The 17,257-nt window shown below is 70.3% G+C and carries 17 protein-coding genes; 12 read left to right on the forward strand and 5 right to left on the reverse strand.

The genetic code is table 11. From position 1 onward, the window contains the following. Positions 1-18: 18 nt before the first annotated feature. The 3 genes from ACRWK7_RS25550 to ACRWK7_RS25560 form a co-directional block, all read right to left on the reverse strand. A complete protein-coding gene (locus ACRWK7_RS25550) occupies positions 19-300 on the reverse strand; it encodes a hypothetical protein (protein ID WP_431859145.1) in 282 nt (93 codons plus the stop codon). 137 nt (positions 301-437) lie between these two features. Continuing rightward, complete coding sequence (locus tag ACRWK7_RS25555) at positions 438-2,069, reverse strand: alpha-D-glucose phosphate-specific phosphoglucomutase (protein ID WP_431859146.1); 1,632 nt, start codon at positions 2,067-2,069, stop codon at positions 438-440. 150 nt (positions 2,070-2,219) lie between these two features. Continuing rightward, the gene (locus tag ACRWK7_RS25560; RefSeq protein ID WP_431859147.1) at positions 2,220-3,992 is read right to left on the reverse strand and encodes an ABC transporter ATP-binding protein; all 1,773 of its coding nucleotides are present in this window, start codon (positions 3,990-3,992) and stop codon (positions 2,220-2,222) included. A gap of 188 nt (positions 3,993-4,180) precedes the next feature. Between ACRWK7_RS25560 and ACRWK7_RS25565 the strand changes: the two genes are divergently transcribed. The 12 genes from ACRWK7_RS25565 to ACRWK7_RS25620 all read left to right on the forward strand — a co-directional run bounded on the left by ACRWK7_RS25565 (position 4,181) and on the right by ACRWK7_RS25620 (position 15,679). Next, positions 4,181-5,170, forward strand: a complete 990-nt coding sequence (locus ACRWK7_RS25565; protein WP_431859148.1) for an MBL fold metallo-hydrolase — start codon at positions 4,181-4,183, stop codon at positions 5,168-5,170. Between the two features lie 132 nt (positions 5,171-5,302). Next, positions 5,303-6,454: a sensor histidine kinase gene (locus ACRWK7_RS25570; RefSeq protein ID WP_431859149.1), complete on the forward strand. Its 1,152-nt coding sequence runs from the start codon at positions 5,303-5,305 to the stop codon at positions 6,452-6,454. Positions 6,455-6,465: 11 nt separating this feature from the next. Next, positions 6,466-6,897: a response regulator gene (locus ACRWK7_RS25575; protein ID WP_431859150.1), complete on the forward strand. Its 432-nt coding sequence runs from the start codon at positions 6,466-6,468 to the stop codon at positions 6,895-6,897. Positions 6,898-6,901: 4 nt separating this feature from the next. Further along, a complete protein-coding gene (locus tag ACRWK7_RS25580) occupies positions 6,902-8,887 on the forward strand; it encodes a response regulator (RefSeq protein ID WP_431859151.1) in 1,986 nt (661 codons plus the stop codon). 152 nt (positions 8,888-9,039) lie between these two features. After that, entirely contained in the window at positions 9,040-9,393 is a 354-nt protein-coding gene (locus tag ACRWK7_RS25585) for a hypothetical protein (protein ID WP_431859152.1), read from the forward strand. Positions 9,394-9,497: 104 nt separating this feature from the next. Next, entirely contained in the window at positions 9,498-10,103 is a 606-nt protein-coding gene (gene gstA / locus ACRWK7_RS25590; RefSeq protein ID WP_431859153.1) for a glutathione transferase GstA, read from the forward strand. 77 nt (positions 10,104-10,180) lie between these two features. Further along, positions 10,181-10,633 carry an RrF2 family transcriptional regulator gene (locus ACRWK7_RS25595; RefSeq protein WP_431859154.1) on the forward strand — a complete coding sequence of 151 codons (453 nt, stop codon included), beginning with the start codon at positions 10,181-10,183 and terminating at the stop codon, positions 10,631-10,633. A 285-nt stretch (positions 10,634-10,918) separates the two neighbouring features. After that, positions 10,919-11,935 (forward strand): sulfate ABC transporter substrate-binding protein, encoded by a 1,017-nt coding sequence (locus ACRWK7_RS25600; protein ID WP_431859155.1) that lies wholly within the window; start codon positions 10,919-10,921, stop codon positions 11,933-11,935. Between the two features lie 60 nt (positions 11,936-11,995). Continuing rightward, entirely contained in the window at positions 11,996-12,817 is an 822-nt protein-coding gene (gene cysT / locus ACRWK7_RS25605) for a sulfate ABC transporter permease subunit CysT (RefSeq protein ID WP_431859156.1), read from the forward strand. Beyond that, on the forward strand, positions 12,807-13,670 hold the full coding sequence (cysW, locus tag ACRWK7_RS25610; protein WP_431859157.1) for a sulfate ABC transporter permease subunit CysW: 864 nt from the start codon (positions 12,807-12,809) through the stop codon (positions 13,668-13,670). The genes cysT and cysW overlap by 11 nt, the downstream gene beginning before the upstream one ends. Before the next feature lie 9 nt (positions 13,671-13,679). Continuing rightward, on the forward strand, positions 13,680-14,720 hold the full coding sequence (locus ACRWK7_RS25615) for a sulfate/molybdate ABC transporter ATP-binding protein (RefSeq protein ID WP_431859158.1): 1,041 nt from the start codon (positions 13,680-13,682) through the stop codon (positions 14,718-14,720). A gap of 80 nt (positions 14,721-14,800) precedes the next feature. After that, on the forward strand, positions 14,801-15,679 hold the full coding sequence (locus tag ACRWK7_RS25620) for a BON domain-containing protein (protein ID WP_431859159.1): 879 nt from the start codon (positions 14,801-14,803) through the stop codon (positions 15,677-15,679). Between the two features lie 46 nt (positions 15,680-15,725). On the opposite strand, the gene ACRWK7_RS25625 is transcribed toward ACRWK7_RS25620, so the two are convergent. Both ACRWK7_RS25625 and ACRWK7_RS25630 read right to left on the reverse strand, forming a co-directional pair. Then, positions 15,726-16,106: a response regulator transcription factor gene (locus ACRWK7_RS25625; protein ID WP_431859160.1), complete on the reverse strand. Its 381-nt coding sequence runs from the start codon at positions 16,104-16,106 to the stop codon at positions 15,726-15,728. A gap of 79 nt (positions 16,107-16,185) precedes the next feature. Then, a complete protein-coding gene (locus tag ACRWK7_RS25630; protein ID WP_431859161.1) occupies positions 16,186-16,650 on the reverse strand; it encodes a MarR family transcriptional regulator in 465 nt (154 codons plus the stop codon). Positions 16,651-17,257: the final 607 nt, after the last annotated feature.

A 17,257-nucleotide genomic window follows, 5' to 3' on the forward strand; every position in this document is an offset into this window, starting at 1 on the left:
TTCATTCGGCCGCGGAAGTTAGGACAGTGATCCTGCTGAATTCGACGCGCGTCCGCAACGGGTTTGCGGATGCTGCCAGTGGAAGAGCACGACGACGCAACGCCCGTCCTGGCCGCGGCGGATGTCGGCGCGGGTGATCCGGCCGTTGACTTCCTTGCGCCAGCGGTTCGGCGCGCCGACGAAGACGAATCGCTCCCGCTTCAGCAATTCGGTCGCCTCGGGGACGCCGGCGACGTGCAGCTGATGCACGTCGAGCGGTGCGAACGGCTCGGTGATGCTGGTTGCCACGGCTTTGCTCATGGTGGCGGCCCTCCTCTTTCCACCATGATGGGGGTTATCGAAAGAGGTAGGTGTGGCAAAGCCGTGGCCTTGGGGTGGACAGAAATGGGACTTGGAACGGAAGCCCCTCTCCCGTCCAGGGAGAGGGGCTATAAAACTTACGTCGCCACGTCCGGCTTCGTCCGCCCGGTGTGGCGCTGGATGCCGGCGAGGTCGGCGGCGACGGCGGCCAGCTCGGCCAGCGCCACCGGGGCGTCCAGGCCGTGCTCGCCGCCCACCGGCTCGTAGCGCTCGAAGTAGACGCGCAGGGTGGCGCCGGCGGTGCCGGTGCCCGACAGGCGGTAGACGATGCGCGAGCCGTCCTCGAACGACACCCGCAGGCCCTGCCGGTCCGAGCGGCTGCCGTCCACCGGGTCGGTGTAGGCGAACTCGTCGGCGGTGGCGACGCGCCAGCCGGCGAGGCTGGTGCCGGCCAGCAGCGGCAGCCGGTTGCGCAGCTCGTCGATCAGTTTGTCGGCGGCGGCCTGCTCGATGGCCTCGTAGTCGTGGCGGCCGTAGTAGGTGCGCCCGTAGGTGCTCCAGTGCTCGGCCATCAGCTCGGCCACCGACAGGCGGCGGGCGGCCAGCACGTTCAGCCACATCAGCACGGCCCACAGCCCGTCCTTCTCGCGCACGTGGTCGGCGCCGGTGCCGAAGCTCTCCTCGCCGCACAGGTTGATGCGGCCGTCGTCGAGCAGCGTGCCGAAGAACTTCCAGCCCGTCGGCGTCTCGTAGCAGCGGATGCCCAGCGCCTCGGCGACGCGGTCCACCGCGCGGCTGGTCGGCATGGAACGCGCCACACCCGTCAGCCCGCCCTTGAAAGCCGGCACGTGCGTGGCGTTGGCGGCCAACACGGCGAGGCTGTCGCTGGGCGACACGAAGACGCCGCGCCCCAGGATCATGTTGCGGTCGCCGTCGCCGTCCGAGGCGGCGCCGAAGTCCGGCGCGTCCGGGCCGTTCAGCGCGGCGACGAGGTCCACCGCGTGGGCGAGGTTGGGGTCGGGGTGGTGGCCGCCGAAATCCTCCAGCGGGGTGGCGTTGATGGCGGTGCCGGCCGGGGCGCCCAGGCGGCGCTCCAGGATCTCCACCGCGTAGGGACCGGTGACCGCGTGCATGGCGTCGAACACCATGCGGAACCCGGAGGCGAACAGCGCGCGGATCGCGTCCATGTCGAACAGCGAGTCCATCAACTCGGCGTAGTCGGCGACCGGGTCGATGACCTCCACCACCATGCTGCCCAGCGTGCGCTCACCGAGCTGGTCGAGGTTCACGTCGGGCGCGTCGAGGGTGCGGTACTCGGCGATCTCCTTGGAGCGCTTGAAGAAGGCTTCGGTCAGCGCCTCGGGGGCGGGGCCGCCGTTGGCGGCGTTGAACTTGATGCCGAAGTCGCCGTCCGGGCCGCCGGGGTTGTGGCTGGCCGACAGGATGATGCCGCCCAGCGCCTTGCGCTTGCGGATGACGCAGGAGGCGGCGGGGGTGGACAGGATGCCGCCGGCGCCGACCACGAGGCGGGCCACGCCGTTGGCAGCGGCCATCTTGACGATGGTCTGGATGGCGGTGCGGTTGTGGTAGCGCCCGTCGCCGCCGAGCACCAGCGTCGCCCCCGGGATGCCCTGCACGCAGTCGAAGATCGACTGCACGAAGTTCTCCAGATAGCGGGGCTGTTCGAAGGTCTTCACCGACTTGCGCAGCCCAGAGGTGCCGGGGCGCTGGCCGTCGAAGGGAGTCGTCGGACGGATGACGGGATCCACGCGGTGTCCTTTCCGAAAGCGAACCGTGGTGGCGCGTACGATGCGCAGTTCCGCACGCACAATCAACAGGGCAGGGCGTCGCTTTATTGCGTAGGCCGTGGTGCCGGTTCTACGCCCCTCCCCAGCGGGGCTGGGGGAGGGCGTGCCGCCTCACGCCGCCCGCGTGTGGCCGCCGGCCGTCGCCTTCTCCCACAGCTCGCGGAAGCGGGGCTGGCGCTCGACCAGCTCGTCCAGGGTGCCGAGGTCGAGGATGCGGCCGTCGGCCATGTAGACGATGGTGCCGAAGCGCGGCAGCAGGTGCAGGCGGTGGATCGAGGAGATCACGCAGGCTTCCGGGAACTCGGCCAGCAGGTTGCCGTAGACCTCGGCCTCGGTGGCGGGGTCGAGGCTGCTGGTCGGCTCGTCCAGCATGATGATCGAGCTGGAACGGGCCGCCAGGATGCCGCGCGCCAGCGCCAGGCGCTGCTTCTGGCCGCCGGACAGGTTGCCGCCGCGCTCGACGATGGGGGTGTCCAGGCCGTGCGGCAGGCCCTCGACGATCGGCGTCAGGCGGGCGAGGTCGCAGGCGCGATGCACCTCCTCCTCCGCCACCTCGACGCCCATGGTGACGTTGTGGCCCACCGTGTTCTCGAAGATCTCCGGGTCCTGCGGGATCAGCGTGGTGGCGGAGCGCAGGTCGGCCAGTTCCGCATGCACCACGCCGTCGATGTGGAAGCGCACGGCGTTCGCCTCATAGAGGCCACTCAGCACCCGCATGAGGGAGCTTTTGCCGGAGCCGCTCTCGCCGACCAGCGCGATGCGGTCGCCGCGCCGGAGCGTGATCGTCACGTCGTCCAGCGTCGGCACCGCGCGGCGGCGGTTCGGGTGGTAGAAGCGCAGGCCGTCGACGCGGATCTCCTTCCAATCGTCCGGGACGTGGCCGCCGGAGCCGCGGCGCTCCGCGGCGTCGAAGATCTCGTCGGCGCCGGACAGGTCGGTGCCGTTGCGCACGATGTCCTGCCACTGGTTGGCGAAGGAGCCGACCACGTCGCCGATCTGCTGGGAGTACTGGTAGACCATCACCGCGGTGCCGACCATGATGACGCCGGCCGACCGCCATTCCAGCCACGCGTACAGCGCCACCAGCGCGACGCGCAGGATCTGGCCGAACAGCTCGATGGTCAGCCACTTCGTCTCGTTGACCACGATGTTGCGACGCAGGGGCGCGAAGACGGCGTGCAGGCGGTGCGCCATGGCGGTGCGCGTCGCCTCCTCCAGGCGCAGGGTCAGCACCGTGCCGACGTTGCCCAGGCTGTCCACCAGCTCGGCGCTGTAGCGGCGCTCGGCGCTGTTCTCGTCGTTGATCAGCCGCGCCATGGTGCGGTCGAGGCGAAGAACGATGGCGCCCAGCACCGCGTAGGCGGCCACGGCGGCGAGGCCGACCGGCGCCGAGATGACGAACAGCGCGATCAGCGGCCCGAACAGGCCGACGAGGTTCTGCAGGTAGGTGTACTGGTGCTGCGCGAAGGCGAACAGGGCGAGGTTGGCCTTGCCGATCCGCTGGATGGTTTCGCCGGAGTGGTGCGCCTCGTGCCAGCCCATGGGCAGGCGCATCAGCTTGGCGTAGACGGCGTCGGAGAAACGTTCGCGGATCTTCAGCGCGGCGAACCGCTCCACCACCCGGCCGGGGCCGTGCAGCAGCCAGCCCAGCACCCCGGCGCCGAGCATCAGCAGCAGGGCGGTCGTGGCGCTGCGCACGTCCTGCGCGCGGGTGTCCTGCAGCGCGTTGACCGCCGCGCCGAAGAAATAGGGCACCGCGAGTCGCGCCAGCTGGGCACCGAACAGCAGGGCGAAGAACGCCACCACCAGATGCCGGCTGCCGGCGGCGAAGTGCCAGATGGCGCGGTAGAGGCGGGCGAGATTGCTGCGGGGCTTGGGCTGCATGCGTCCAACAACGGTGGAAGGGCGGGATCGGTTCGGCGGGGGGCCGGCGCGAAAACTCTGCTCACCCACCGTTACAACGCCTCACCAGCCGAATGCGCCCCTCGCGGTTGCGCACCGGACGGCCCGGCTGCACCATGCGCGCGGCCGCGGCCGTATGCGCCGCCGCATAACGCAGAGGAAACCGCATCGTGCATCGCCTTTCCACCCTTGCCCGTTCGGCGCTGGTCGCGCTGGCCATGGCGGTTCCGGCGGCGGCCGCGCTGCCGGCGCTGGCGGCACCCCCGGCGCAGCAGCGCACCCAGGTGCCGGGCTTCTACCGCATGGCGCTGGGCGCCGTCGAGGTCACCGCGGTCTACGACGGCTACGTCGACCTCGACCCGAAGATCCTCACGGGCATCGCCGCGAACGACATCCAGGGTCTGATCGCCCGCATGTTCCAGGACTCGACTCCGGGCGTGCAGACGGCGGTCAACGCCTTCCTGGTGCACACGGGGCAGAACCTCGTGCTGGTGGACACCGGGGCGGCCGGCGCGTTCGGCCCGACGCTGGGCGGCATCGGCGCCAACATCCGCGCGGCCGGCTACGACCCGACCCAGGTCGACAGCGTGCTGCTGACCCACCTGCACGGCGACCACGCCGGCGGCCTGCTGACCATGGACGGCAAGCCGCTGTTCCCCAACGCCACGGTGTGGGCGGCCAAGGAGGAGGCGGCGTTCTGGCTGGACGAGGCGGTCGCCGCCAAGGCGCCGGCCGAGGCGCAGCCCTTCTTCAAGATCGCCCGCGACGCGGTGGCGCCGTACCAGGCGGCCGGCCGCTTCAAGACCTTCGCGGCGGGCGACGAGCCGGTGCCGGGGATCCGGACGGTGGCGGCGTTCGGCCACACGCCGGGCCACACCGGCTTCCTGATCAACTCGGGCGGCAAGAGCCTGCTGGCCTGGGGCGACCTCGTGCACAACCACGCCGTCCAGTTCGCCCGCCCCGAGGTCGTCATCGAGTTCGACACGAGCAAGGAGCAGGCGCTCGCCACCCGCCGCAAGATCTTCGACGAGGCGGCGCGCGACCAGCTGTGGATCGCCGGCGCCCACCTGCCGTTCCCCGGCATCGGCCACGTCCGCGCCGAGGGCGGCGGGTACGCCTGGGTGCCGGTCGAATACGGGCCGCTGCGCAAGGACCGCTGATCGCGCAGCCTTTGACTTTTTTGGGCGTACCGTCAGTAGAACTGACGGTACGCCCTGCTGCATTTTTGTACCAATCCCCCGCTGCATCCGTTAGACTCATTCGCATTCTCAGCCCCTGCAAAGGGAGGGGACATGCCGGATAGGGACGGACCCGCCACCAACACGGCCGAAGAGCTGCTGGCCTCGCGCGAACTGTTCGAGGGCATCCTGGCCATCGCGGCCGACGCCGTGGTCTCGGTCGATCAGGCGCAGCGCATCATCCTGTTCAACCAGGGCGCCGAGCGCATCTTCCAGTTCACGGCGGCCGAGGCGCTGGGGCAGCCCCTGGAGATCCTGCTGCCGACCTTCGCCCGCGCCGGCCACAGCCGGCAGGTGGAGCGGTTCGGGCACACGGGCGTCCAGGCCCGCCAGATGGGCGAACGCAGCATCATCCGCGGCCGCCGCAAGAACGGCGAGGAGTTCCCGGCGGAGGCCTCGATCTCACGCATCGTGGTGGGCGGGCGCACGGTGTTCACCGCCATCCTGCGCGACGTCACCCAGGCGCGCGAAGCGGAGGAGGCGATCAACGGCCTCAACGCCGACCTGCGCCGCCGCGCCACCCAACTGGAGAACGCCAACCGCGAGCTGGAGGCGTTCTCCTACTCCGTCTCGCACGACCTGCGCGCCCCGCTGCGCTCGATCTCCGGCTTCAGCCAAGTGCTGACCGAGGACTACTCCGACTGCCTGGACGAGGAGGGGCGGGACTACCTGAAGCGGATCGGCGACGCCAGCCAGCGCATGGCGCAGCTGATCGACGACCTGCTCGATCTGTCGCGGCTGTCGCGCGGCGAGGTGCGGCGGGCGCCGGTGGACCTCAGCGCGCTGGCGACGGCGGTGATCGCCGACCTCGTGGCCGCCAACCCGGGCCGCCGGGTCGCGGTGGACATCGCCCCCGGCCTGAAGGCCGAGGCCGACCCGCATCTGGTGCGCACGGTGCTGGTCAACCTGCTGGGCAACGCCTGGAAGTACACCAGCCGCAAGGAGCACGCGCACATCGTTTTCGGCGCCACCACGGACGAGGAGGGGCAGCCGGCCTTCTTCGTGCGCGACGACGGCGCCGGGTTCGACATGGCGTACGCCGACAAGCTGTTCGGCGCCTTCCAGCGCCTGCACGGCATGAAGGATTTCCCGGGCACCGGCGTCGGCCTCGCCACCGTGCAGCGCATCGTCCACAAGCACGGTGGCCGCGTGTGGGCGGAGGGAGTTGTCGACGGGGGTGCCACCTTCTACTTCACTCTTCAGTAGAGGGGAGAGCGATGAGCATGAAACCGATCCTGCTGGTCGAGGACAATCCCGACGACGAGTTGCTGACGCTGCGCGCGCTGAAGAAGAACCACATCCAGAACGACGTGGTGGTGGCGCGCGACGGGCCGGAGGCGCTGTCCTGGCTGTTCGGCGACGAATCCCTCGGGCGCGAGGCGATCGCGCCGTCCATCGTGCTGCTCGACCTCAAGCTGCCGAAGATCGACGGCATCGAGGTGCTGCGTCGCATCCGCACCGACCCGCGCACCCGGCTGGTGCCGGTGGTGATCCTGACCTCGTCGCGCGAGGAGCAGGATCTGATCAACGGCTACCAGCTCGGCGCCAACAGCTACATCCGCAAGCCCGTCGATTTCCCCGAGTTCATCCAGGCGGTGCGGCAGCTCGGCCTGTACTGGCTGATCCTGAACGAAGCGCCGCCGGGGTGACCCCATGCATGCCCTGCCGCCGGTCCTCAACGTCCTGATCGTCGACGACAGCCACGACGACGCGCTGCTGATCGCCCGGCACATCCGCAAGCAGGGCCACGGGATCACCTGGACGCGCGTCGACACCGCCGAGGACATGCTGAAGGCGCTGCGCGAGACGCGCTGGGACGTCATCATCTCCGACGTCAACATTCCTGGCTTCGGCGCGGCGAGTGCGCTCGCGCTGTACAAGGACGTCGGCTGCGGCTGCCCGTTCATCGTCGTCTCCGGCATGGTCGGCGAGGAGGCGGCGGTGTCGCTGCTGAAGGCCGGGGCTGGCGACTTCGTGCTGAAGTCCAACCTCGCCCGGCTGGTCACCGCGCTGGAGCGCGAATACAAGGACTGGAAGGTCCGCGAGGAGAAGGCCCGCGCCGAGGAGGCTCTGCGCGCCAGCGAGGAGCGCTACGCGCTGGCCGCACGCGGCGCCAACGACGGGCTGTGGGACTGGGATCTGACCGGCGGCGGCATCTACCTGTCGGCGCGCTGGCAGGAGATCGTGGGGCATGCTCCTGGTCTCGGGGCGGCCCTGCCGCCCGATCCGGAGGAATGGTTCGGCCGCGTCCATCCGGAGGACCGCGAGGACGTGCACTCGGCCATCGCGCTGCACATCGCCGGCCTGTCGCCGACGCTGTCCATCGAGCACCGGCTGCGCCACGCCGACGGCGGCTGGCGCTGGGCGCTGGCGCGCGGCATGGCGGTGCGCAGCGAGGCGGGCAAGCCGCTGCGCATGGCCGGCTCGCTGACCGACATCACCGCCTCCAAGCTGGCCGAGCAGGAAATCCGCCGCGGCAAGGAGGAGCTGGAGCACGCGCTGGCCTCCAAGACGCGCTTCCTGGCGGCGGCCAGCCACGACCTGCGCCAGCCGTTCCAGGCGATGCGGCTGTACCAGCACATGCTCAGCGAAAAGGTGGCCGACCCCGCTTGCCGCAAGATGGTCGGCGCGCTGGGCGAGGCGATGTCGGCGGGCGAGGCGCTGCTGCACGCGCTGCTGGACGTATCGACGCTGGACGCGGGCATCGTGCCGGTCACCCGCTCGACCTTCCCGGCGCTCGACGTCGCCTCCGCGGTGACCCGCGAGTTCGAGCAGGAGGCCGGGAGCCGCCGCATCGACCTGCGCGTCGCCGGCGCCGCCGACGTGGTGGACAGCGACCCGACGCTGCTCAGCCGCATCCTGCGCAACCTGCTGTCCAACGCGTTGCGCTACACGCCGAACGGCGGGCGTGTGCTGGTCGCCTGCCGGCGCCGCGGCCTGCTTCTGGCCATCGAGGTGTGGGACACCGGCATCGGCATCCCGCCGGACATGCAGGAGGCGGTGTTCGAGGATTTCGTCCAGGTCGGCAACCCGGAGCGTGACCGCCGCCACGGCCTCGGCCTGGGACTCGCCATCGTGCGCCGCACGGCGCGGCTGCTGGGCTGCGAGGTGACCCTGCGCTCGCAGCCGGGCAAGGGGTCGACCTTCACCATCACGTTGCCGCGCGTCGCCCCGGTGTACGCGCCGAACGTGGTGCATCTGGCGGCCCGCAAGGAGGGGCCGAAGCCCATGGACGCTCAGCACATCCTGCTGATCGAGGACGACGTCATCCAGGGAACCGCGTTGCGCCAGCTGCTGGAGGTGTGGGGCTACACGGTCACCCTGGCCGTCACCGCCGAGGACGCCTTCGCCTACATGGCCGGGGCGGCGGCGATGCCGCGCCTGATCATCAGCGACTTCCGCCTGCCCGGCGAATTCAACGGCGTCCAGGCGGTGGCGCGCATCTGCAACGAGGCGCGCCGGCACATCCCGGCGATCATCGTCACCGGCGACACCGCGCCCGAGCGCATCAAGGAGGCCACCGCCACCGGCTGCCGCCTGCTGCACAAGCCCTACGACCCGGCGGTGCTGAAGGCGACCATGGAGGCGATCAGCGAGCCTGCGGCGACGGGCGGCCGGGACGCGGGGCGGCGGGAGTGATAGGATGGCGGTTGTAGGAGAGCGATTGCCCCCTCCCTAACCCTCCCCCGCTCTCGCGGGAGAGGGAACTCCGCTGCTCTGCCCCCTCCACCGCGAGAGCGGGGGAGGGTTAGGGAGGGGGCCGCAGGAGCCTTGCAACGGGAGGTGCCGCCATGCGCACCCTTCTCCCCCTCGCCTTCGTCCTGGCGCTCGCCGGCTGCGCGCCGGGCATGTACGCGCTGGGCTCGGTACCGGCGGCCGTGGCCGCGGCGTCCTCGCCGATTCGCGACGGCGGGCTGCCGGGCGGCAACCCCTATCCGGTCAGCCATGGATTCGTCGCCGACGTGCCCGGCCGCGCCCAGCTGCCGGCGGATGGACCGCTGTGGTCGCTCGCCCCCGCCACGCCGCGGGCCACCTGCGCCGCCCAGCCCGCGTGGCTGTCTCCGCCGCCCTGGGTCGCGGCACCGCCCCGGGAGCATCCGCGCGACCCCATCGCCGCCATCGACGGCTGCGCGCCCGCCCTTTGAGCGCCGGAGACGCAACACTCCGTTGCGGACGCACCCCCTTAACGGGCGCGGCTGCCGCGGGTTAGCCTGGATCCCCAACGCCGCAACCCCAGGGGATCAGAGACATGAAGCTGTACATGAAGCCCGGCGCCTGCTCGCTCGCGTCGCACATCGTGCTGCGCGAGGCCGGGCTGCCGTTCGACCTCGTCAAGGTGGACCTTGCGGCCAAGAAGACCGAGGACGGCGGCGATTTCCTGGCCGTCAACCCGAAGGGGCAGGTGCCCACCCTCGGCCTCGATGAGGGCGGCATCCTCACCGAGGGGCCGGTGATCCTGCAGTACGTCGCCGACAAGGCGGCGGCCAAGGGCCTCGTCCCGGCGCACGGCTCGCTGGAGCGCTACCGCGTGCTGGAGTGGCTGAACTTCGTCGGCACCGAGCTGCACAAGACCTTCAGCCCGCTGTTCCGCCCGACCACGCCTGACGCCTTCAAGGCGACGCTGAAGGAACTGCTGGCCGCCAAGTTCGGCGTGCTCGACAAGCGCCTTGCGGACAACCGGTTCCTGGCGGGCGAGTCCTTCACCATCGCCGACGCCTACGCCTTCACCGTGCTGCGCTGGGCGGCGCCGATGGGCCTCGACCTGGCCACTTGGCCGAACGTCGCCGCCTATGTCGCCCGCGTCGGCGAACGTCCGGCGGTGCGCGAGGCGCTGGCGGCCGAGGGCATCGGCTGAGGCCGCTGCGGCGCTCCGCCCAGGGGCGCCGCAAGTCCTTGACCGGCAAGAGGCATCCGCCGCATGGTGGCGCCGCGATGCTGTCCCAGAAAGCCAAATACGCGCTGCGCGCGCTGATCATGCTGGCCGAGCAGCCGGGCGACGACCTGGTGCTGATCGCCGACGTCGCCGAGCGCGAGAACATCCCCCGCAAGTTCCTCGAAGCGATCCTGGTGGAGCTGCGCAAGGCCGGCCTGCTGTTCGCCAAGCGCGGCAAGAGCGGCGGCTATCGCCTTGCCCGCACGCCGTCGGAGATCACCTTCGGCGAGGTGATCCGCCTGATGGACGGCCACATCGCGCCGATCCCCTGCGCCAGTAAGAACGCGTTCAAGCCGTGCACGGATTGCGAGGATCCGGCGACCTGCTCGACGCGCTGGCTGATGATCCAGGTGCGCGACGCCACCGCCGCGGTGCTGGACAACCGCACGCTGGCCGACGCGCTGCGCCACCGCCAGTCGGTCGGCGAGCTGCCGGCGAACTTCGACATCTGACGCAAAGTCTCGGCGCTGGGCCCCCGCCCAACCCTCCCCCGCTTCGCGGGAGGGGGGCAGCGCACTCCCTCCCCAAAAAATCTGCGACACCCTTGCCCGGCCCAAGTGTTTGAGTCGGCTGGCTTTTGCGCGCCCAAACCGCCAAGACCATCCGCGAGCCCACGAAAAGGGGCTTCCCAGGCGGGCAAACCTGGTTCATTCTCCACATGCGAACTAGAAAAACAAAACCGCGTATCACACGATCAAAAGTGTGATTACCCGATCCGCAATTTCAGGGAAACGCGCATGCTGTCGATTCGCTTCCGCCCGCTCCTGGCCGCCGCCGGCATCGCGCTGGCCGCCCTCGGCGCCCGCGCCGCCACCACGTCCGAGCCGATCCTGAACGTCTCGTACGACCCGACCCGGGAATTCTACACCGAGTTCAACCAGCTGTTCGCCAAGAAGTGGCAGGCGGAGACCGGTGCGAAGCTGACCGTCAAGCAGTCGCACGGCGGCTCCGGCAAGCAGGCACGCTCGGTCATCGACGGGCTGGCCGCCGACGTGGTGACGCTGGCGCTCGCCTACGACGTCGATGCCATCGCCGACGCCGGGCTGATCGCCAAGGACTGGATCAAGCGCCTGCCGGAGAATTCCGCCCCCTACACTTCGACCATCGTGTTCCTGGTGCGCAAGGGCAACCCCAAGCAGATCAAGGACTGGGACGACCTGATCAAGCCGGGCGTGCAGGTCATCACCCCGAACCCGAAGACCTCGGGCGGAGCGCGCTGGAACTACCTCGCCGCCTGGGCCTACGCCCGCGAGAAGAACGGCGGCGACGAGGGCAAGGCCAAGGACTTCGTCCAGAAGTTGTTCAGGAACGTTCCGGTGCTGGACAGCGGGGCGCGCGGCTCCACCGTCACCTTCACCCAGCGCGAGATCGGCGACGTGCTGCTGGCCTGGGAGAACGAGGCCCACCTGGCGTTGCAGGAGTTCGGCGCCGACAAGTTCGAGATCGTCACCCCGTCGCTCTCGGTGCTGGCCGAACCGTCGGTCGCGGTGGTCGATTCGGTGGTCGACCGCAAGGGCACCCGCAAGGTGGCCGAGGCCTACCTGCAGTTCCTCTACACCCGCGAGGGCCAGGAACTGGCCGCCAAGCACTACTACCGGCCCCGGCATCCGGAGCTGGCCGGCGCCCAGTATGCGAACCGCTTCGCCAATGTTAGGCTCGTGACCGTCGATCAGGCCTTCGGGGGGTGGCGTGAGGCGCAGAAGCAGCATTTCGCGGACGGCGGGGTCTTCGACCAGATCTCGGGAGCGCGCTGACCCGTGTCGGTCGTCTCCCTGGCCGAATCCGTGCCCCTGCATCGCGGGGGCACGCTTCTGATGCGTCCGACGGTCATCCCCGGCTTCAAGCTGACCCTGGGCATCACGGTGACGTACCTCAGCGTCATCGTGCTGCTGCCGTTGGCGGCGCTGGCGGTCAAGGCCGCCGGCCTGGGCTTCGGCGGGCTGTGGAGCGCGCTGGCCACCGACCGCGTGCTGTCGGCCTTCAAGGTCAGCTTCGGGCTGTCGCTGGCCGCCGCCGCGGTCAACGCTGTGGCCGGGCTGCTGGTCGCCTGGGTGCTGGTGCGCTACCGCTTTCCGGGCAAGCGGATCGTCGACGCCTTCGTGGACCTGCCCTTCGCGCTGCCGACCGCGGTGGCCGGCATCGCGCTGACCGCGCTGTACGCGCCGAACGGCTGGGTCGGCGCGCTGCTGAAGGACTGGTTCGGCATGAAGGTGGCGTTCACGCCGCTGGGCATCGCCATCGCGCTGACCTTCATCGGCCTGCCCTTCGTGGTGCGCACGGTGGAGCCGGTGCTGCAGGACCTGCCGCCGGAGGAGGAGGAGGCCGCGGCGTGCCTGGGCGCGTCGCGCTGGCAGACTTTCCGCCACGTCATCCTGCCGGCGCTGATGCCGGCGCTGCTGACCGGTTTCGCGCTGGCCTTCGCCCGCGGGGTGGGGGAGTACGGCTCGGTCATCTTCATCGCCGGCAACATGCCGGGCGTCACCGAGATCGCGCCGCTGCTGATCGTCATCAAGCTGGAGCAGTACGACTTCGCCGGGGCCGCCGCGGTCGGCGTGCTGATGCTGCTGGTGTCCTTCGCGATGCTGCTCGTCCTCAACCTGCTGCAGGCCTGGATGCGGAGGCGTCATGCCCGGTAATGGACAGGCGTCCCGCTCGACCCTGGTCGAGCCGTTGTGGCTGCGCGCGGCGCTGATCGTCGCGGCGCTGGTCTTCCTGGCGCTGTTCCTGCTGCTGCCGCTGAGCGTGGTGTTCGCCGAGGCGCTGAAGCGCGGCGTCGGCGCCTATTGGGCGGCGCTGCAGGAGGACGACGCCCTATCGGCCATCAAGCTGACGCTGATGACGGCGGGAATCGCGGTGCCGCTGAACCTGCTGTTCGGGGTCTGCGCCTCCTGGTGCATCGCCAAGTTCGACTTCCACGGCAAGCACCTGCTGATCACGCTGATCGACCTGCCGTTCTCGGTGTCGCCGGTGATCTCCGGCATGGTCTACGTGCTGCTGTTCGGGCTGAACGGCCTGCTGGGGCCGTGGCTGCGCGAGCACGACATCCAGATCATCTTCGCCCTGCCGGGCCTGGTGCTGGCCACCGTCTTCGTCACCTTCCCCTTCGTCGCGCGCGAGCTGATCCCGCTGATGCAGGAACAGGGGACGGAGGAGGAGGAGGCCGCCATCGTGCTGGGCGCCAGCGGCTGGCAGACCTTCTGGCGGGTGACGCTGCCCAACATCAAGTGGGGCCTGCTGTACGGCGTGCTGCTGTGCAACGCCCGCGCGATGGGCGAGTTCGGCGCGGTGTCCGTCGTCTCCGGCCACATCCGCGGCGAAACCAACACCATGCCGCTGCACGTCGAAATCCTCTATAACGAATACAACTTCGTCGCCGCCTTCGCGGTCGCGTCGGTTCTGGCTCTCCTCGCCCTGGTCACGCTCGCGGCCAAGACGGTGCTGGAGTGGCGGTTCGGGCACGAGCTGGCGGCGACGCGGCGGGGTGGATAGGAAACGCTCATGGGCCTTCGGCTTTCGGGAATCTCCAAGCGCTTCGGCGACTACCAGGCGCTGGACGCGGTCGACCTCGAGGTGCGCACCGGCGAACTGCTGGCGCTGCTCGGCCCCTCCGGGTCGGGCAAGACGACGCTGCTGCGCATCATGGCCGGGCTGGAGCAGCCGGACACCGGCTCCCTCCAACTGCACGGCGAGGAGGCGCTGGGCCTGAAGCCGCGCGAGCGCGGCGTCGGCTTCGTGTTCCAGCACTACGCGCTGTTCCGCCACATGACGGTGCTGGACAACGTCGCCTTCGGCCTGAAGGTCCGCCCGCGCGGCGAGCGGCTGCCCAACGCCGAGATCCGCCGCCGGGTGGAGGAGTTGCTGCGCCTCGTCCAGCTCGCCCCCTTCGCCGACCGCTACCCGGCGCAGCTCTCCGGCGGCCAGCGGCAGCGCGTGGCGCTGGCCCGCGCGCTCGCCATCGAGCCGAAGGTGCTGCTGCTCGACGAGCCGTTCGGCGCGCTGGACGCCAAGGTGCGCAAGGAGCTGCGGCGCTGGCTGCGCGGCCTGCACGACGAGATGCACATCACCTCGGTCTTCGTCACCCACGACCAGGAGGAGGCGCTGGAGCTGGCCGACCGCGTCGTGGTGATGAGCCAGGGCCGCATCGAGCAGGTCGGCACCCCGGCCGAGGTCTACGACAACCCCGCCTCCACCTTCGTCTACGAGTTCCTCGGGCAGGTGAACCGGCTCGACTGCGTGGTGGACGGCGGCATCGCGGCGCTGGCCGGCGGCGCGCTGCGGGTGGCGACCGGCGACCCGGTGCAGGGGCCGGCCATCGCCTTCATCCGCCCGCACGACGTGTCGCTGTCGCCCGACCCGGAGGGACCGGGCAACGTGCTGGGCGTCGTCACCGTCGGCCCGCAGGCGCGGATCGAGGTCGGGCTGGCCGGCCAGATCCTGGAGGCGGAGATGCCGCGCGACCGGCTGGCGCAGATCGGCCTGCGCCTCGGCCACCGTTGCGCCGTGCAGATCGAGCGGGTGCGCGCCTTCCCGCGCGCCTGAGCCCGGATAGGTGATGGGGGAACGGGCTTTCCACGCCGGTGTTGTGCCCAGGAGGGTGTCAACACCGGGAGGAGCCTGAAATGGATGACGACCGCCGCTGGAAAGCCGAACGCGGGCGCTGGCTTGGCCGCGACCGCGGCATGGAGGGGCGCGAGCGCGGGGACTGGATCCGCGAGGATCGGGACGTCTACCGCGACCGCAACACCGACCCGAACCAGTACAGCCGCTACGGCCGCGACGAGGAGTGGGAAGGCCGTTTCGGGCCGGAGGACTACGGCGGCGGCACCAGCCGCGGCGGCGTCGACTACGAGCGCCAGGGCTTTCAGATCCGTGGCGGCGGACGCGGCGATTACGAGCGCGATTACTGGGAACGCGATTACGGCGAGCGGCGCGACCTCGGCCGTGGTTTCGGCCAGGGCCGCGGCTTCCGCGACTATGCCCGGGATGAATGGAGCGCCACCGACGCCGACCGGATGCGCGAGGACCGCGCCCGACAGGTCCGTCGGGAGTTCGGGCACGACTACGCCCGCGACCGCGCCCGCCGGATGCGCGAGGGAAGCGAGCGTGGCTGGCTGGAGCGCATGGGCGACGAAGTTGCCTCCTGGTTCGGCGACGAGGATGCCGAGCGCCGGCGGCAGCGCGACGAGGAACGCAGCCACCGCGGCCGCGGCCCGCGCGGCTACACCCGCTCCGACGACCGCATCCGCGAGGACGTCAGCGACCGCCTGACCGATGATCTGTACGTCGACGCGTCCGACATTGAGGTGGCGGTGAGCGGTGGCGAGGTGACGCTGGCCGGCCACGTCGAGCACCGCGGCGCCCGGCGCCGTGCCGAGGACCTCGCCGAATCGGTGTCCGGCGTCACCCATGTGCAGAACAACCTGCGCGTCCGCTCGGCGTCGGAAGGCACCGGCGCCGGGGCCAGCGCCATGGCCGGCATGACGAAGACCCGCAGGTGACGCGAGGGTGGGGCGGCCGGCGCCGCCCCACCGTCCGCTCGGGCCGTCAGTCCCGGCGCTTGGCCAGAAGCTCGTCGAGCGCGGCGATCAGCTCGTCGTTGTCGAAGGGTTTGAACAGCAGCCGGTCGGCGCCGTACATCTCCGACATCTTCAGCGAGATCGAGGCGGGGAACGCCTCGGTCCCCCCGGACATGGCGATGATCGGCGCGTCGCAGCCGCCGGCGCGCAGCCGGCGCACCGTCTCGATCCCGTCCACGCCCGGCATCATCATGTCGAGCACGATGGCGTCGAACGACTCGCGCGACACGCGGTCGAGGCAGGCGGCGCCGTCGTTGGCCTCGGCGACGGTGTGCCCCTGGTCCTCCAGGGCGACGCGCAGCAGCGCGGTCACCGCGGGCATGTCGTCGACGACGAGGATTCGCGCCATCAGCCCGGTCCCCCCTGCTTGGCAAGCGCGCGGCGGGACGGGACGGGCGGGGTGTGCGGCACGAAAAGCTCCCTGGTCATCACTCCGCCGCCTTTCCCTGGTGCGGCGCGGGGCCGCCGGAGCGGCGCGCGCGGCGCACCAGCAGCGTGCGCAGCACCTGGTCCAGCCCCTCGGCGAGGTGCTGGTGGTGCGCGTCGCTCAGCGAGGCGATGGCCGCGGACAGTTCGTTGAGCGGGTCATGCTCCAGAACCAGACGGCCGGCCGCCGTCAGCTCCAGGTTCACGGTGCGGCGGTCGCGCTCGCTGCGCGACCGGTCGAGCAGGCCCTTCTTCAAGAGCGCCGCGATGGTCTGGCTGGCGGTGCCCTTGGTGGTGCCGTGGTAGCGGGCGAACGCCACCACGCTGCGCGCGCTCGGCGTCGCCTGCGCGAGGTAGCGCAGAGCCGACCATTGCGCCGGGTTCAGTCCCTCCGTGAAGGCGAGGCTGGCCGTGGTGCGCAGCACCTGCGCCATCACCTCGGCGGTCGCGCGCGCGTTGGGGCGCATGCCATGATCCTTACGCGTGAACAGGTCCGGCACTCGGCACCGTGAGTCGAAACGAATGACTCCAGTGTATCCGAGCGCCGCCGCGAGGCAAGAGCACGGGGTGAAAAAACCTCTGGACAGCCCGAACGCCGGCGCCTATACAGCCGCTCCCCGGTCGGACGCCGGAGCCGGAAGCGGCTTCGAACGAAGAGCGGGGCGGGCCTGGAAGGCTCGGGGTGATGGTGTCTCTGGTGCCGGCCGTCCGGCGCGCCGCGAAGGCGGTAAGCAGGACGGACGAAGCCGACGCAAAAAGGCCTTGACGGCCGATTGCGGAAGCGCTAGAAAGACCATCCGCTGCGGGCGATCGTCCGCCGCTCCTTCGATCTTCCAGACCACATGATGCGGCTCAAGCCGGGTTTCCCGGTAAGAAGGCGCGTCCGGTCCTTCGAAGGGGCCAGGGATCTTTGACAAGCGAATACCGAATGAGAAGGGATGCGCAGGCGGTCGGCATTGCGGGTCGGGGTTCCCGGGTTTGGGGACACGGCAACAAGCGAGGGTCGATCGGAGCGCATCAACAAGCCAAGCAAGAGATACAGTTTCAAGCTTAGGTGTAAGGTGTGTCGCATGA

It is taken from the genome of Azospirillum sp. (assembly GCF_050789165.1).

What these genes read in the sequence shown, in the direction of transcription:
- cysT (WP_431859156.1), top strand. Translation starts at nt 11,996, where the DNA reads ATGCGTCCGACGGTCATCCCCGGCTTCAAGCTGACCCTGGGCATCACG.
- ACRWK7_RS25615 (WP_431859158.1), top strand. Translation starts at nt 13,680, where the DNA reads ATGGGCCTTCGGCTTTCGGGAATCTCCAAGCGCTTCGGCGACTACCAG.
- ACRWK7_RS25575 (WP_431859150.1), top strand. Translation starts at nt 6,466, where the DNA reads ATGAGCATGAAACCGATCCTGCTGGTCGAGGACAATCCCGACGACGAG.
- gstA (WP_431859153.1), top strand. Translation starts at nt 9,498, where the DNA reads ATGAAGCTGTACATGAAGCCCGGCGCCTGCTCGCTCGCGTCGCACATC.
- cysW (WP_431859157.1), top strand. Translation starts at nt 12,807, where the DNA reads ATGCCCGGTAATGGACAGGCGTCCCGCTCGACCCTGGTCGAGCCGTTG.
- ACRWK7_RS25560 (WP_431859147.1), bottom strand. Translation starts at nt 3,992, where the DNA reads ATGCAGCCCAAGCCCCGCAGCAATCTCGCCCGCCTCTACCGCGCCATC.
- ACRWK7_RS25570 (WP_431859149.1), top strand. Translation starts at nt 5,303, where the DNA reads ATGCCGGATAGGGACGGACCCGCCACCAACACGGCCGAAGAGCTGCTG.
- ACRWK7_RS25580 (WP_431859151.1), top strand. Translation starts at nt 6,902, where the DNA reads ATGCATGCCCTGCCGCCGGTCCTCAACGTCCTGATCGTCGACGACAGC.
- ACRWK7_RS25625 (WP_431859160.1), bottom strand. Translation starts at nt 16,106, where the DNA reads ATGGCGCGAATCCTCGTCGTCGACGACATGCCCGCGGTGACCGCGCTG.
- ACRWK7_RS25620 (WP_431859159.1), top strand. Translation starts at nt 14,801, where the DNA reads ATGGATGACGACCGCCGCTGGAAAGCCGAACGCGGGCGCTGGCTTGGC.
- ACRWK7_RS25595 (WP_431859154.1), top strand. Translation starts at nt 10,181, where the DNA reads ATGCTGTCCCAGAAAGCCAAATACGCGCTGCGCGCGCTGATCATGCTG.
- ACRWK7_RS25550 (WP_431859145.1), bottom strand. Translation starts at nt 300, where the DNA reads ATGAGCAAAGCCGTGGCAACCAGCATCACCGAGCCGTTCGCACCGCTC.
- ACRWK7_RS25600 (WP_431859155.1), top strand. Translation starts at nt 10,919, where the DNA reads ATGCTGTCGATTCGCTTCCGCCCGCTCCTGGCCGCCGCCGGCATCGCG.
- ACRWK7_RS25585 (WP_431859152.1), top strand. Translation starts at nt 9,040, where the DNA reads ATGCGCACCCTTCTCCCCCTCGCCTTCGTCCTGGCGCTCGCCGGCTGC.
- ACRWK7_RS25630 (WP_431859161.1), bottom strand. Translation starts at nt 16,650, where the DNA reads ATGCGCCCCAACGCGCGCGCGACCGCCGAGGTGATGGCGCAGGTGCTG.